This is a genomic window from Caballeronia sp. ATUFL_F2_KS9A, from assembly GCF_023630765.1.
GTDB classification, from domain to species: Bacteria; Pseudomonadota; Gammaproteobacteria; order Burkholderiales; family Burkholderiaceae; genus Caballeronia; species Caballeronia zhejiangensis.
In genome coordinates, this window is the sequence record NZ_JALQEK010000030.1 from 50,298 (window position 1) to 63,505 (window position 13,208).

The 13,208-nt window shown below is 64.7% G+C and carries 14 protein-coding genes; all 14 read right to left on the minus strand.

Annotation, left to right across the window (positions count from 1 at the left end):
* Positions 1 to 49: 49 nt before the first annotated feature.
* A complete protein-coding gene (locus NCS67_RS18270; protein ID WP_008352929.1) occupies positions 50 to 1,861 on the minus strand; it encodes a TadE/TadG family type IV pilus assembly protein in 1,812 nt (603 codons plus the stop codon).
* Positions 1,837 to 2,583 carry a TadE/TadG family type IV pilus assembly protein gene (locus NCS67_RS18275; RefSeq protein WP_239294390.1) on the minus strand — a complete coding sequence of 249 codons (747 nt, stop codon included), beginning with the start codon at positions 2,581 to 2,583 and terminating at the stop codon, positions 1,837 to 1,839. Before NCS67_RS18275 ends, NCS67_RS18270 begins: the two co-directional genes overlap by 25 nt.
* On the minus strand, positions 2,580 to 3,074 hold the full coding sequence (locus NCS67_RS18280; protein WP_250436024.1) for a TadE/TadG family type IV pilus assembly protein: 495 nt from the start codon (positions 3,072 to 3,074) through the stop codon (positions 2,580 to 2,582). Before NCS67_RS18280 ends, NCS67_RS18275 begins: the two co-directional genes overlap by 4 nt.
* Positions 3,071 to 3,946 (minus strand): tetratricopeptide repeat protein, encoded by an 876-nt coding sequence (locus NCS67_RS18285; protein WP_250436025.1) that lies wholly within the window; start codon positions 3,944 to 3,946, stop codon positions 3,071 to 3,073. Before NCS67_RS18285 ends, NCS67_RS18280 begins: the two co-directional genes overlap by 4 nt.
* Positions 3,943 to 4,908 (minus strand): type II secretion system F family protein, encoded by a 966-nt coding sequence (locus tag NCS67_RS18290; protein WP_175979507.1) that lies wholly within the window; start codon positions 4,906 to 4,908, stop codon positions 3,943 to 3,945. Before NCS67_RS18290 ends, NCS67_RS18285 begins: the two co-directional genes overlap by 4 nt.
* Positions 4,905 to 5,879 (minus strand): type II secretion system F family protein, encoded by a 975-nt coding sequence (locus tag NCS67_RS18295; protein WP_250436026.1) that lies wholly within the window; start codon positions 5,877 to 5,879, stop codon positions 4,905 to 4,907. The genes NCS67_RS18290 and NCS67_RS18295 overlap by 4 nt, the downstream gene beginning before the upstream one ends.
* Positions 5,876 to 7,300: a TadA family conjugal transfer-associated ATPase gene (locus NCS67_RS18300; protein ID WP_008352923.1), complete on the minus strand. Its 1,425-nt coding sequence runs from the start codon at positions 7,298 to 7,300 to the stop codon at positions 5,876 to 5,878. The genes NCS67_RS18295 and NCS67_RS18300 overlap by 4 nt, the downstream gene beginning before the upstream one ends.
* A complete protein-coding gene (locus tag NCS67_RS18305; RefSeq protein WP_008352922.1) occupies positions 7,300 to 8,520 on the minus strand; it encodes a CpaE/TadZ family protein in 1,221 nt (406 codons plus the stop codon). Before NCS67_RS18305 ends, NCS67_RS18300 begins: the two co-directional genes overlap by 1 nt.
* A 20-nt stretch (positions 8,521 to 8,540) precedes the next feature.
* Positions 8,541 to 8,927: a CpaD family pilus assembly lipoprotein gene (locus NCS67_RS18310; RefSeq protein ID WP_250436027.1), complete on the minus strand. Its 387-nt coding sequence runs from the start codon at positions 8,925 to 8,927 to the stop codon at positions 8,541 to 8,543.
* Between the two features lie 10 nt (positions 8,928 to 8,937).
* The gene (locus tag NCS67_RS18315; protein ID WP_502801864.1) at positions 8,938 to 10,326 is read right to left on the minus strand and encodes a type II and III secretion system protein family protein; all 1,389 of its coding nucleotides are present in this window, start codon (positions 10,324 to 10,326) and stop codon (positions 8,938 to 8,940) included.
* A 245-nt stretch (positions 10,327 to 10,571) separates the two neighbouring features.
* The gene (gene cpaB, locus NCS67_RS18320) at positions 10,572 to 11,534 is read right to left on the minus strand and encodes a Flp pilus assembly protein CpaB (RefSeq protein ID WP_008352917.1); all 963 of its coding nucleotides are present in this window, start codon (positions 11,532 to 11,534) and stop codon (positions 10,572 to 10,574) included.
* A gap of 12 nt (positions 11,535 to 11,546) precedes the next feature.
* The gene (locus NCS67_RS18325; protein ID WP_008352914.1) at positions 11,547 to 12,056 is read right to left on the minus strand and encodes an A24 family peptidase; all 510 of its coding nucleotides are present in this window, start codon (positions 12,054 to 12,056) and stop codon (positions 11,547 to 11,549) included.
* 32 nt (positions 12,057 to 12,088) lie between these two features.
* Positions 12,089 to 12,274, minus strand: coding sequence for a Flp family type IVb pilin (locus tag NCS67_RS18330; protein WP_250436030.1), 186 nt, complete (start codon positions 12,272 to 12,274; stop codon positions 12,089 to 12,091).
* Positions 12,275 to 12,747: 473 nt separating this feature from the next.
* Complete coding sequence (locus tag NCS67_RS18335; RefSeq protein ID WP_008352912.1) at positions 12,748 to 13,179, minus strand: low affinity iron permease family protein; 432 nt, start codon at positions 13,177 to 13,179, stop codon at positions 12,748 to 12,750.
* Between the last annotated feature and the right edge of the window lie 29 nt (positions 13,180 to 13,208).

Genomic DNA, 13,208 nt, shown 5'->3' on the forward strand with positions numbered 1-13,208 from the left:
CTTGCCCTGACGAAGCGAGCAACGTGCGTGCCCGCCTCGCCCGAAAACCTTACTGCGTAAGACGCAGCACGCCGAGATTGCCCGCGATCTGCTGGAAGATCTGATTGAGCGTCGTGTTGCTCGGCGCGTGATAGTAGTTGCCGGGGCTCGCGCAGTTCTGCATCGTCGTCTGCGCGCTCACGCTGGCCGTATCCGTTCCGTAAGTGCCGAACGTAATCGAATAGATGATGATGCCGTCCTGCTTCATCGCCGAGCACACCGCGAGCTGGTAGGTGTTGATGTCGTCGACGGAGCCCATCGAGCCGGGGCCTTTGGGGAACACCGTGCTCGACGTCAGATCCGCGCGGCCCACGCCCGACAATCCGTTGAATGCTTGCGGCGGCATGAAGCCCGTCGATCCGCCCGGATCGTTCTCGCCGTCCGTCAGCACGATGACCACGCGCTGCAAGCCCTGCGTCGTCTCCGGGCGCGGCAAGGACGTGTCGGTCGAAATGAAGCCGTTGCCCGCGCCCGCCACATTGTCCGACCACGACGACTTCAGCATGCGCCAGCCCCACAGGAGACCGGTCGGGATCAGCGTCGAGCCGGCCGCCTTCATGTTGGTGATGGCGGTCGTCAGATCGCTCTGGCTCTTCGTGAGAAAGAGCGCAGGCGCGATGTTGCACGGACCGTTGGTGCCGTAGTTGGTATTGCCGTTCTGATCGTAGGTCGTGGTCGAAGTCGAATTGCTGCTCGAATTGACGTACCACTGGTCGTAAATCGCGGGCGGCGTTGCGCCCGAGTATGTCGTACCGCACGAAGTCGTCACGCTGCCGCTCGTGAGATACGTGAGCGGCGCGCCGACCGTGACGGTCGGGTTGCTGTTGATCGTGCAGGTGGTGATCTTGTTCTTCGTCGATTTGGTGTACGTGTACACCGAGAAGCTGTTCTTCGGCACGTTCCAGAAGAAGGGCCTGAAGTTCGGCGACGACGCCGGCTCGTAGGCCTCCGCGCGCAGGTTGCCGCCCGCGTCGCGCGGCTCGACCGCGCAGCCGCCCCAGCCCGAACCCTTCCAGTTCTTGCTGGCGGTCATCGACATATGCTGGGCGTTGTAGTTGTCGAACAGCGGCGTGATCCACTTGCCGGTGGGCTGCAACGCATTCTTCACGTTGACCATCGTCGTGAACGGCACGAGGCCGACATACGAATCGGTCGTGGACGACTGGAAGATGCTGGTGACGAGATTCTGCGCGGCCGCGCGCAAGCCCGTGATCTTCGTGCCCGCCGTGTAGTCCTTGGTGTTCGCGTAGTCGGACATCGAGCCGGTATTGTCGAGCACCATCACCAGTTCGAGCGTGCTCTTGGGCAGGCGCAGCGCTGCGTTGCTCGCGCTGACGGTCGCCGTGTCGGGATTGGTCTGGTTGTTGCCGCTGTCGGAACCCGTGTCCGTCTTAGCCTTGCCGAAGAAGACCGGCGCGAGCAGCGGCATCGAGCCGGATGCCGAGAGCTTGATGGTCTGCCCCGTCGCGGGCGCGCCCGTCACCGACGCCGAGAAATTCGCGTTGGGCATGTTCAGCGCCAGATAGCCCGACGGCATGTTGACGTCGTAGAACGCGCGCGCGTCGGTCTTCCAGTTGGCAAGATCGGCGGGCTTGGTGGTGTCGTAGTGCGCGAGATCCGCGCCCGCCGAGAGCGTCGCGACGTCGAGCGCCATCTGCATGCGCGCCTGCGTCATTTCGTAGTGGATCGAGTCGATGGCCATGCACATCGAGCCGATCATCATGCTCGCGCAGATCGCGAACATCATCGTGACGGCGCCCTCGTCGCCGCACACCAGATTGCGCGCGCTGCGCGCGCTCAGAGGGCCGTGCTGCTTTCGCATTGCGATGTCGACAAGGTCGAGGATGGGTTCGAGAGCGCCAGCACCTGCCCGTTGCGCGGACGAACGAAGACACGCTCGTAGATCGTCGTCTCGCCCGGTGCGCTGCGCCAGAACGGCGCGGTCATCGAGAACGGCGTGTAACGGTAGAAGACTTCGATCGCCACCGCCGAATCGCCGTAGCGGAACGGCCAGTTGCTCGGCACGACCTTCGTCGCCGTGACGCTCGACGTCATGCCCGTCGGCTGCCATTTCGGCTTCGCGCTCCACATGATCGCCGGCGTGCCCTTGGTCTGCGCGAGCGTTCCGCCCATCTGCGTGCAATTGCAGTTCACATTCTGGTCGCAGATCGCCGTGATGATGACGCCGCCCTTGCTGTCGAGCGTGTTCGGCTGCGCGAGCGTGACCGCCGCCGCCCAGATCGACGTGAGGCTGTTCGCGTTGGTCGCGTTGTTCTTGTCCGACGTGTCGTCGATGACGTTGCTCATCTGGCCGATCGAATCCGCGAGCGTGAACGCCGTATGCTCGACGAGACTCACGGCGCGCATGTACAGATACAGCTCGGTGAAGCCGAGCAGGATCAGCAGCATCACGGGCACGACGATCACGAATTCGATCGTCACGGCGCCGCGCTCCGAGCGCATGAGCCGTTTCGACACCGAGCGCGCGCGTCGCGTGACGGCCGCCGCGAACAGGGATCGCATCGTTGCGCTGACGGGCTTCATTTTTCGTTCTGCACGAGATAGTTGCGTTGGAAGGTCATCGAGTTGATGCCGAAGAGCTTCGGAATGCCCGAGAAGGTCGGCATCGTCACCGTGATCTGGTAGAGCACGACATCGCCGAAGCCGCCCATCGTGTCCTCGTAGTTGCCTGCGGAAATATCGTTGTACGAGTCGTACGCGTAGGTCTTGATATCGACGGTGCCGTTGATGTTCTTCCAGCCGCCGAGAATGTTGTTGACGATGCGCGCCGCCTCCTGGCTGCGCGTGCCGCTCGACGGATCGGTCGTCGTGAGCCCCGCGCGCGAGGCCTGCTGCGCCGCGTATTGCACGGAGGCGTCGACGATCATGTCGAGCGCGACTTCGACCGTGCCGAGAATCAGGATGAACAGCACCGGCGCGACGATCGCGAACTCGATCGCCGATACGCCGCGCTCGTCGCGCGCGATGCGCTTCCAGAAGCGGCAGTTTCCGAGCGACCGCGCGCGCAAGATCATTTCACGCTCGCCGTCTGGACCTTGGGCGTCGCGATCGCGGAGACGGCGACGCTCTTCGACGGCTGCGCGCTCGTCTGTCCGTCGCGCTCGCGCTGCAGTTCGTAGTAACGCAGGTTGTCGCGCACCGACGCCTTCGGCAGATCGCGCGACAGGATCGCGGCGGCGGCTTCATCGTTGCCGAGCAGGCCGTACGCGAGCGCGAGATTCTGGCGCGCTTGCGGCGGCGCGGCGGGAAAGCGCGTCACGTCGAGCAGCACGTTCGCGCCCTGACGCGGATCGCCCGACAGCGTGAGCGAAAGACCGAGATTCAGCGACAGCATCGGATCGCCCGGATTCGCGATCAGCGCTTCGCGCAGCAGCGCTTGCGCGTGCGCGTGATCGCCGGAGAGATCGAGCGCCGCGCCGAGGCCCGCGCAGGCGAGCGGATCGTTCGGCGTGATCGCGAGCACGCGATGATACGTCGCGATGGCGTCGGCGAAACGTCGTTGATGAATCGCCACGCGCGCGATGCCGATGAGCGGCGGCGTCGCCTTCGGATCGATCTGGCTCGCGCGCTGATAGTAGACGCCCGCGCGCGTGAAATCGCCGACGCCGTACAGCGTGTTGCCGAGACCCGTCAGGCCGGGCACGGACTTCGGATCGGCCTGCACGATCTTTTCGTACAGCGAAGTCGCGAGCTCGAAGTTGTTCGATTCGAGCGCCGTGTCGGCGATGCGCAGTTCGCTCATCGTGCTCGGCGCGGAGTTGCGCAGCACGGGGCGCGTTTCGGTCGCCTGGCGCACGGTGGTCGTGCAGCCGGTGGCGGCCAGCACGAGTGCGAGCATGGAGGCGAGTGCCGCGATACGCGCGGTGCGTTGGAAGGATGGCTTCATTTATTCCCCGCGATGAACGCAAGCAACTGAATGACGGCAGGGCCCGCCGCGATCGAGATGATGGCGGGCAGAATGAACAGCATCATCGGCACGACCATCTTCGGCGCGAGCTTCGCGGCCTTCTCTTCGAGCGAGACGATATGCGCGAGACGCTCGGTGCGCGACAGCGTGCGCAGCGCCTGCGTGATGGGCGTGCCGTAGCGCATCGACTGCGTGAGCGTCGAGATGAGCGCGCGAATCGACGGCAGATCGATGCGCTCGGCGAGATTGTTGAGCGCGCGCGTGCTGTCGCCGGATAGCTTGAGCTCGTCGGCGGCGAGCGCGAATTCGTCGGAGAGCGGCGGGCAGATCGTCTTCAGCTCGTTGGCCACGCGCCGGATCGACACGCCCAGGCTGTTGCCCGCGTTCGTGCAGATGACGAGCAGATCGAGCGCATCGGGCAGGCAGCCGGCCATCATCTTGCGGCGGCGCGACGCCCGGAACGCGACCACGTACTCCGGCAGGATCATGCCGACGATGAACACCATCAGCATCGCGATGCCGCGTGCGGCCGGATACGCGCCGACCATCGGAATGCGCGAGCCGAGCATCACGGTGGCCGCCGCGCAGGCGAGCCCGCAGAAGAATTTCACCGCGAGCAGGATCGACACCGCGAGGTTGCTGCGATAGCCGCTGCGCACCATTTCCTTCTGTAGCTTGAGCCGATATTTCGCATCGAAGAACGGGATCTTGTCGCCGATGCGCGCGAGCCGGCGCATCACGCGCTCGCCGCGCGTCATCGTATCGCCGTCGTCGTCCGTCGCGACGTTGTCGGAGCGGTGCGTGGCCGCGGCCATGCGCGCGCGCTCCGCGATGCGCCCGCGCGTGCCGCCGTGCTTGGTCATCCACCAGATCGCGAGCGCGGCGAACAGGCCGAACAGCATCAGCAGATTGATGAGCGTTTCGAACTGGTTTTGGTTCATCGCGAGGTATCGAGTTTCGACATCTTGCCGATCACGATCAGGCCCACGACGATGGAAATCACGCCGAACGTGAGCACGTTGTTACCCGAATCGGTGTTGAACAGCACCATCAGATAGTCGCGGTTGAGCGCGTACATCGATCCCATGATGACGACGGGAATCGCCGCGAGAATCTTCGTCGTGATGCGCGCCTCGCCCGTCAGCGCCTTGGTTTTCTGGCGAATCTCGCGGCGCGTGCGAACGATGCCCGACAGGTTTTCCAATGTCTCGCCGAGCTGGCCGCCGGTTTCGCGCTGCAGCAGCAGACATACGCAGAAGAACGAAAAATCCGCGATCTCGATGCGCCGCATCGCCACCGCGAGCACTTCTTCCAGATCGAGTCCGACCTGCAGCGAATCGGCCATCAATTGGAACTCGCTCTTGAGCGGCTCGCGGCATTCGCTCGCCGCGCTGCCGATCACCTGCGTCACGGGCACGCCCGCACGCACCGCGCGCACGATCATGTCGATGACATCGGGGAAGCCGTCGAGAAAGCGCTTGCGAAAACGCTCGACGAGAAAGCGGTACGACTGCGTCAGCGCGAGCACCGGCAGGCCGATCGACACGAGCGGCGGCAGAAAATCCGGCATCGGAGCGAAACGGTTGACGATGACGGCGACGAGTTCGCCCGCGAGCGTCGCGACGATCACGATACGAAGGCCGTTCGCGCCCGCGACCGTGCGCAGGCGCGCGAGGCGCGGCCCGGTCCAGCGCGTGAAAGCGTTCTCGTGGCGATTGACGTGGAAGATGTCGAGATCGTGCTTGCTGGCCTTCGCCACGTTCGCGCCGCGCCCGGCGAACGATGTCTGCATGCGTTGGCGGATGCGCGACGGCGGCTGATTGTTGCGCATGTCCTGCACGATGACGACCATCACGCCGAACAGCATCACGCAGACGAACGAAGCGACGGTGATGAGATTGACGAGGTTCATGGCTTCATCGCTTCCAGAAGCGCATCTTCGAGGCCGTAGTACGCGGCGCGCTGCGCGAAGGCCGGACGCACGGCGGCGGTTTCGAAGACGCCCTTCACTTCTTCGCTGTAGGCGCTCGCGTCGTAGCGGAACGTGAACAGATCCTGCGTGATGATGACGTCGCCCTCCATGCCGACGAGCTCGGTGATGCGCGTCACGCGCCGCATGCCGTCGCGCATGCGCTCGATCTGCACGATGAAATGCACGGCGCTCGCAATCTGCCGGCGGATCGACAAGAGCGGCAGGTTGCCGTTCGCCATCATCACCATCGATTCGAGACGCGTGATGCCGTCGCGCGGCGTGTTCGCGTGGATCGTGGTCATCGAACCGTCGTGGCCGGTGTTCATCGCCTGCAGCACGTCGAACGCTTCGGGGCCGCGCGTTTCGCCGAGGATGATGCGGTCCGGGCGCATCCGCAGCGCATTGCGCACGAGATCGCGCTGCGTCACGGCGCCGAGACCTTCGGCATTCTCCGGCCGCGTCTCCAGACTCACGACGTGCGGCTGCACGAGTTGCAGTTCGGCCGCATCCTCGATCGTCACCGTGCGCTCGCCGTGACCGATGAAATGAGACAGCGCGTTGAGCAGCGTCGTCTTGCCCGACCCGGTGCCGCCCGACACGATGATGTTGAGGCGGCATGTGCTCGCGAGCTTGAGCACGGTCGCCATTTGCGCGGACAGGTTGCCCTGCGTCGCCATGCGATGCAGCGTGATGTTGCGCTTCGAGAACTTGCGGATGGAGATCGACGCGCCGTGGATCGCGAGCGGCGGCAGCACGACGTTTACCCGGCTGCCGTCGGCGAGACGCGCATCGACCATCGGACTGCTTTCGTCGACACGACGTCCGACGCCCGCCGCGATGCGCTGCGCGACGTTGACGACGTGCGCGTTGTCGCGGAACTTGCAGTTGGTCAGTTCGAGCCGGCCGTGCCGCTCGACCCAGACCTGATCGGGACCGTTGACGAGCACGTCGGTGATGGTTTCATCGGCGAGCAAGGGTTCGATCGGGCCGAGACCGAACATGTCGTTCAGCAGCTCGCCGACGATCTGCACCTGCTCCGCGATCGTGACGTTCAGGCGCTCGCGCTCCGCGACATCGAGCACCAGCGTTTCGACCGCAGGCTTCATCTGCTCGCGCGTCTTGCCGACGGCCGCCGACGGATTCATCGCCGCGAAGACGCCCGCGCGGATCGTCTTGAAGAGATCGGAGCGCACGAGCGCTTCGTTGCCGTCCGGCTGCTGCGAGCGCACGGGCGCAGGCGCGGGCGCGGCGGCCTGCTTCTCGACGAGCGAAAGCGGCGGCGCCTCACCTTGCGGCTGTCCGTTCGCGCCGTCGCGGGAATCGGACGGCGGCTCTGCGCGCACCTGCTTTTGCCCGAACATCACGCCCTCCGGAGCTTGAACTTGCTCAGGAACGAGCGCTCGACCGTCGCGTGCTGGCCGGTGAGGTCATTGGCGATGCGCGCGATAGTCTGCGTGAAGCCGTTCTGCGCGCGCTCGACCGGCGCTTCGCCAAGGTTCTCGGCGGTCGCGAGCGCTTTCGGCTCGAACTGCACTTCGTGCAGCACGGTGCGGCCGATCGCCGTCATGAAATCCGTTTGCTGCACCTTCCCTGCGGCCGCCGCGTTCGGATTGTTGAGCACCACGGAAGTCGGCGGATTGTTGTCGCGATCCTCGATGTAGCGCAGCATGCGGATCGTCTCGCGCGTCGCATGCACCGAGCGGTCCGCGACGAGATACACGCGCGACGCGTGATCGAAGGCTTCGGCGGCGAGCGGGCCGTTCGGATCGCCGATATCGAGAATCACGTAATGGAAGCTGTCGCACAAGAGCTCGACGACGCGGCGCAGCGCGCCCGGCTCGAACTGCTTCGTCGTGCCGTAGTCGATATCCGCCGACAGGATGAACAGGCGGCTGCCGTTCGAGACCAGCGTGCGTTCGACATATTGCGGATCGAGACGATGCACGTTCTGCAGCACGTCGACGAGGCCGTTGTTGCTCTGCGTGCCGAGCATGCTGTTGGCGGCGCCGCCGCACATCTTCAGGTCCACGTACGCCACGCGGCGATGCGTGTCCTCGGCGAGATAACGCGCGAGATTGAGCGCGAGCGTCGTCACGCCGACGCCGCCGCGCGCGCCCGCGAACGCGATGGTCTTGCCGGCGCGCGCGAGCGTCACCGGGCTCACCTTGCCCTCGGAGACGTTGACGGTGCGCTTGAGCAGCTCGACCGTCAGCGGCTTGACGAGATAGTCGCGCACGCCGATCTTGAGCAGGCTGCGGAACAGGCCGACGTCGTTGCGCTCCCCGATCGCGACCACCTGCACCGAGGGCTCGCACACTTCCGCGAGACGGCCGAGGTCGGAGAGCGGCATCACCGATCCTTCCAGATCGACGAGCAGAAAGAGCGGCGATCGCTCGATCTTCGACAGATGCGCGATGGCGTCGTCCACGTTGCCGACGGCGATGTGAACGTGCGGCATCGCCTGTTCGAGCACGAAGCTCTTCAGGACCTGCTCGGTCTTGCGGTCCGCCACGAACGCGATGAAGTCGGCGATCCGGACGCCCTGCTTGCCTTTGAAGAAGCTGATCTCGGTGGTGCTCATGTTCTCGGTCCGTGAAGGCGCTAGTTCGAATCGCGCGTCGACGACTTGTCGAGCTGGAGGACGTGGCCGGTTTCGTAGCGGCGCATCGCGCTGGCGGCGGTCGCGCCGTCGGCGGGGCCGAGCGGCTGCGGCGCGACGATATCGGCCGGATGCGCGAGCTGCGCCGCGAGATTCGTGTAGTTCGCGCAGCCCCATTGCATCGACGGGCGCTGCCTGCCGGCATCGGAGAGAACGGGCGGGCGCGAGAGCGCCGCGCAATCGGGCGGCACGGCGCCGGTGCCGTCATAGCCGATCACCGATTCGTTGGGCATGTTGCGCGGCGGGTGGAAACACCCGGACAGGCCGCACGCGAGCGCGAGCAGCACGGCGAGGGTCGAGACGCGGGTCGGGCGAAGTGCGAGTTTCATGGCTGGGCGCTCAGTAGACGTAGCCCGCCGCGCCGACGAGACGCGGTTCGGATGCGGACGGCTGCGCGCCCGCCTTGCGCTGGAAGCTGTATTCGACGTCGCTCGAAGGCGAGATCAGCGAATCGAGCGGCGAACGCAGCTTCGCGGGATCGGTCGGCTCGACGAGATACGGCGTCACCATGATGACCAGCTCGGTCTTGTTGTTCTGGTAATTCGACGACGAGAACAGCTTGCCGAGCACCGGAATCGAGCCGATGCCGGGAATCTGCGAAACGATGTCGGTGGTATTGCTCTGCAACAGCCCGCCGATCGCGAAGCTCTGGCCGCTCGCCAGCTCGACAGTCGTATCGGCGCGGCGCACCGAGAGGCCCGGCACGGTCACGCCGCCGGTCGTCACGCTCGCGGTCGAATCGATCTGGCTCACTTCCGGGCGCACCTTCAGGCTGATGCGGCGTTCGTTGAGCACGGTCGGCGTGAAGTCGAGCTTGACGCCGAACTGCTTGAATTCGACCGAGATCGCGCCGTTGGTCTGCGAGACGGGAATCGGAAACTCGCCGCCCGCGAGGAAGCTCGCCGTCTGGCCGGACATCGCGACGAGATTCGGCTCGGCGAGCACGGTGAGCAGGCCTTCCTGATTCAGTGCGTCGATGAGCGCGCGAATGTCCGTATTGCCCGCCTTGAAGCCCGCGAGAACGGAGAACGCGTTGTTGGACGGCAGGTTGATCGGATACACGACGCCGCCGTTCGAACCGACGATCGGCTGGCTCAGATTCTGGATCGCGCGGCCCGCGAAGAGCCCGCCGAGCCAGTTGCCCGAATTGCCGAGCGCCTGCCAGTTGATGCCGAGCTGCTGCGTCACGTTGCGGTCCACTTCCGTGATGCGCACGCGCAACTGCACCTGCAGCGGACGGTCCACCGTCAGGCGGTTGATGAGCACTTCCTTGTCGGCGAGAAACGGCGTCAGCGCCTGCACGATCGCATCGGCATCGCTGGAAGTCGGCACCTGGCCGGAGACGAGCAGCGAGCCCTGGCCCGAGCTCGTCTGCAGGTTCAGGTTCGGAAAGCGCGCGGCGAGCATGTTGCGCACCGAGAGCATGTCGCGCGCGACGACCACGGTGCGCTGAAGCAGCGTCTTGTTGCCCGGCCCGAGCACATACAAGGTCGTCGTGCCGTTCTTCTTGCCGAGCACGAACACGGTCTTGGGCGAAGGCACATGCACGTCCGCGATCGACGGGTCGGCCACGAACACCGAAGTCGCATCCTCGGGCAGGCGCAGCATCGTGCCCTTGCCCGCGTCGAGCGTAAGCGGGCCGAGCGTGACGGCGGCGTCCGCCTGGGCGGCGAGCGCGGTCCGCGCAGGCGCCGCGGCGCGCACGCGAGTCTGCTGCGCGAGCTGCATGGCGGGCGCGGCGTCATCGCCCGGCTTCGTGGACATGACCGGCTGCGCCGCCGCTACGGACCCCGCCAGCAGCGCGCCGGCGCACGCGAGCGCGATTCGTGCGTTCCGCACGGTTCGCGCGCTCCGTCTTTCGATGCTGCTGAAGTCCAACTGCGTTCTCATGAGATTCGATCCTGGCACTGTGCTGCCGTGACTTGATGCTGCTGCTCCATATCGGCGCCGCGTTCGGCCGCGGCGGACGATGCTCATCGGGCCGGCACGCTCGGAATCGGCGGCGCGGCGTCCGACGATCCGCCGACCTGCGCGACCGTCGCACCGGCTTCGCCCTTCTCCGATCCGCGATAGATCGTGACCGGACGCGCGGGCGCCGCCACGCGAACCGGCGCGCTGACCTGCGTCTGGCGCGAGCGCGGCAGATCGCGGACGGCGCGCGAGATGTCGCCGGCCCAGATCGGCGCGTGCTGCGCGGACGATGCAGGCGCCGCCGCAGTCGCCGATGCGTTCGGATCGCGCTTGTCGGTCGCGAAGCTGCGCAGCGCGAGCGAAAGGGAACCGAGGCGCGCCGCCACGGCGACGACCTCGCCCATGCGCGGCGTCACTTCGAGCGTCACGGTGCGGGCGCGCGCGATGGGCTCGCTGCTGTCGCCGTTGTTCTTGGGCCGCTTGATCTCCGAGCCGACGGCCAGCACGCGTACGTGCTCGACCACGGTTTCGCTCGATACGGCCATGTCCGGCGAATCGGTGCGGCGCTCCATTTGCTGCGTCAGCAACAGATCGACGTAATCGCCCGGCTGAATCAGACCTGCGTTGCCGGAGACGTCATCGACCGCGACGGACACGGCGCGCATGTCGGGCTTGAGCGTCGCGGCGAGAAAGCCGGGTGCGTTCGGCAAAAAAACATCGGCCGCGGTCAGCACCGCGCCGCTCGCGGCCGGATGGCGCAGCAGCGCGCCCTTGAGGTCGGGCGCGTTCTGCGCGCCCGAAATGATCGCGTTGGGCGGAATCTGGTTGGCGGGCATCGCCTTCCACGCGAGGTCTTCGTCGCGCAGAAGCAGGCCTTGGGGCAGATCAGCGGCGCTCACCTGCACCTTCTCGGTCGTCACGGGCTGATTGGCCGGGCGCGAAGCGCTCGCGACCACGACGCGCACGATGAGCGCGATGAGCAGCGCGCCGATCAGAAGCATGGCGAACTTGATGATGTTGGACATGAGCGCGCCGTCCTATCGGATCGCAAAGAAAGGCATGAGCGCCGGCAGCACGATCACGAGACCGCCGCCGAGCGCGAGGGCCACGCCGTACGGAACGCCGCGCGCGCCGGAGAACATCGCGAGCGCTTTCATGGGCATGAACCGTTGCACGGGGTCCATGTGGCGCGTCGCGAGGCTGATGAGGGACACGACGGTCCCGATTACGGAAATCAGGGTTAAGGCGGGCAAGGACAAAGCGAGTCCGGCCCAGAGAAAAATCACGGAGGCGAGTTTCGCATCGCCTCCGCCCAGCATTTTCGCCGCGAACAGCACGGCGCAGACCAGGAATACGCCAATCGCGAGCAGCAGATGCACGATGACATCGTCGACCGGCATGCGGCGCGCCAGCGCGTCGGCAAAGAAGAGCGCCCCGACGACCAGCACGATTTTGGTCGGCAGGCGTCGGGAGCGCACGTCGATGACCGCGAGCCAGAGCAGCACGCAGAGCACGATCAGGCGGATGGCAAGAGACAAGAGCTGCACGTTGGTCTCGTTGTTGTGTGGGCCGGCGCTTGTTAGTTCGCGCTGCTTTGTGCCGTCGTGACCTTGTCGAACAGGGTCGAGAACATCGAGCTGACACTGTTGCTGAACGTGCTCGCCATCGCGCCGAGCGCCAGCACGACGATGCCGGCCAGGACTGCATACTCCATCGCGCTAACGCCGCGCTCGTCGCGCACGAATGCCTTCATCAGTTTGCGCATTTTTCTTTCCTTCAAGGGTTTAGGTAGGTGTGGGCCCGGCAAAAGGAATACCGGGCAGGACCCATCCTAGCCATTTTGGGAAGGAATAACTTCGCGAATTAAAGCCTGAAATGGCCTCTTTCCGAGGTTTAGAAAAACGATGCGCGCGCCCTTTGTCGGCAACAATCCGAAATACTTTAGAGAGTGGATTTTTTCTTTTTTTATTTTTAACCAATCGACAAGACGGGCGCCCTATCGTTTTAAGCAGATCCCGCAAACTTTAGAGAAACCGTTTACTGATGTCTGGCGAAATGCGCTCGTAAGAAACGGCTCGACAAAACCTGAGCGATCCGGAGCCAGGCGCGCGGCGCAGCGCTGAGCGCGCCGCCGCGAAACCGAAAGATTACCTTTTATTACCTGCTTTTGTCACGCAGTTTGCGCAACTCGCAAGATTATTACCCAAGGCCCCTCTTTCATGCCTTTCCATGCAAGCTTTATCCATCGCGCTTCTCGTCTTGTGGAAAAGAAGGCATGTCGATATCGCTGCTTGCCGAGCGGAAATTATCGCGCGCTTCTTGCGCGAGCTTTTCATAACGCTTGCGAAAAACCGTGAGTTCCTTTTCATCGAGCTCTTCGAGATCGAGCAGCGCGTTATGCGCCTTGTCGATTGCGCGAATCAGTTCGTCGAGCTTGATCTGCATCGCTGCGGTGTCGCGGTTCTGCGTGTTCTGGATCAAGAACACCATCAGGAAAGTGACGATCGTCGTCGACGTATTGATGACGAGCTGCCATGTATCGCTGAAGTGAAAGAGCGGTCCCGAGACGGCCCAGACGATCACGAGCACCACGGCGATGACGAAGGTCGATGCGCGGCCCGCTAATTGCGCGAGCGCATTCGAGAACCTTAGAAACCACGAAGTCTTCATTCGGCGTCTCCTGAGCTTGAGGATCTGCT

Bases quoted from the DNA above. Each gene is read 5' to 3' on its own strand.
- NCS67_RS18270 (WP_008352929.1), bottom strand. From the start codon at position 1,861: ATGCGAAAGCAGCACGGCCCTCTGAGCGCGCGCAGCGCGCGCAATCTG.
- NCS67_RS18275 (WP_239294390.1), bottom strand. From the start codon at position 2,583: ATGAAGCCCGTCAGCGCAACGATGCGATCCCTGTTCGCGGCGGCCGTC.
- NCS67_RS18280 (WP_250436024.1), bottom strand. From the start codon at position 3,074: ATGATCTTGCGCGCGCGGTCGCTCGGAAACTGCCGCTTCTGGAAGCGC.
- NCS67_RS18285 (WP_250436025.1), bottom strand. From the start codon at position 3,946: ATGAAGCCATCCTTCCAACGCACCGCGCGTATCGCGGCACTCGCCTCC.
- NCS67_RS18290 (WP_175979507.1), bottom strand. From the start codon at position 4,908: ATGAACCAAAACCAGTTCGAAACGCTCATCAATCTGCTGATGCTGTTC.
- NCS67_RS18295 (WP_250436026.1), bottom strand. From the start codon at position 5,879: ATGAACCTCGTCAATCTCATCACCGTCGCTTCGTTCGTCTGCGTGATG.
- NCS67_RS18300 (WP_008352923.1), bottom strand. From the start codon at position 7,300: ATGTTCGGGCAAAAGCAGGTGCGCGCAGAGCCGCCGTCCGATTCCCGC.
- NCS67_RS18305 (WP_008352922.1), bottom strand. From the start codon at position 8,520: ATGAGCACCACCGAGATCAGCTTCTTCAAAGGCAAGCAGGGCGTCCGG.
- NCS67_RS18310 (WP_250436027.1), bottom strand. From the start codon at position 8,927: ATGAAACTCGCACTTCGCCCGACCCGCGTCTCGACCCTCGCCGTGCTG.
- NCS67_RS18315 (WP_502801864.1), bottom strand. From the start codon at position 10,326: ATGCAGCTCGCGCAGCAGACTCGCGTGCGCGCCGCGGCGCCTGCGCGG.
- cpaB (WP_008352917.1), bottom strand. From the start codon at position 11,534: ATGTCCAACATCATCAAGTTCGCCATGCTTCTGATCGGCGCGCTGCTC.
- NCS67_RS18330 (WP_250436030.1), bottom strand. From the start codon at position 12,274: ATGCGCAAACTGATGAAGGCATTCGTGCGCGACGAGCGCGGCGTTAGC.
- NCS67_RS18335 (WP_008352912.1), bottom strand. From the start codon at position 13,179: ATGAAGACTTCGTGGTTTCTAAGGTTCTCGAATGCGCTCGCGCAATTA.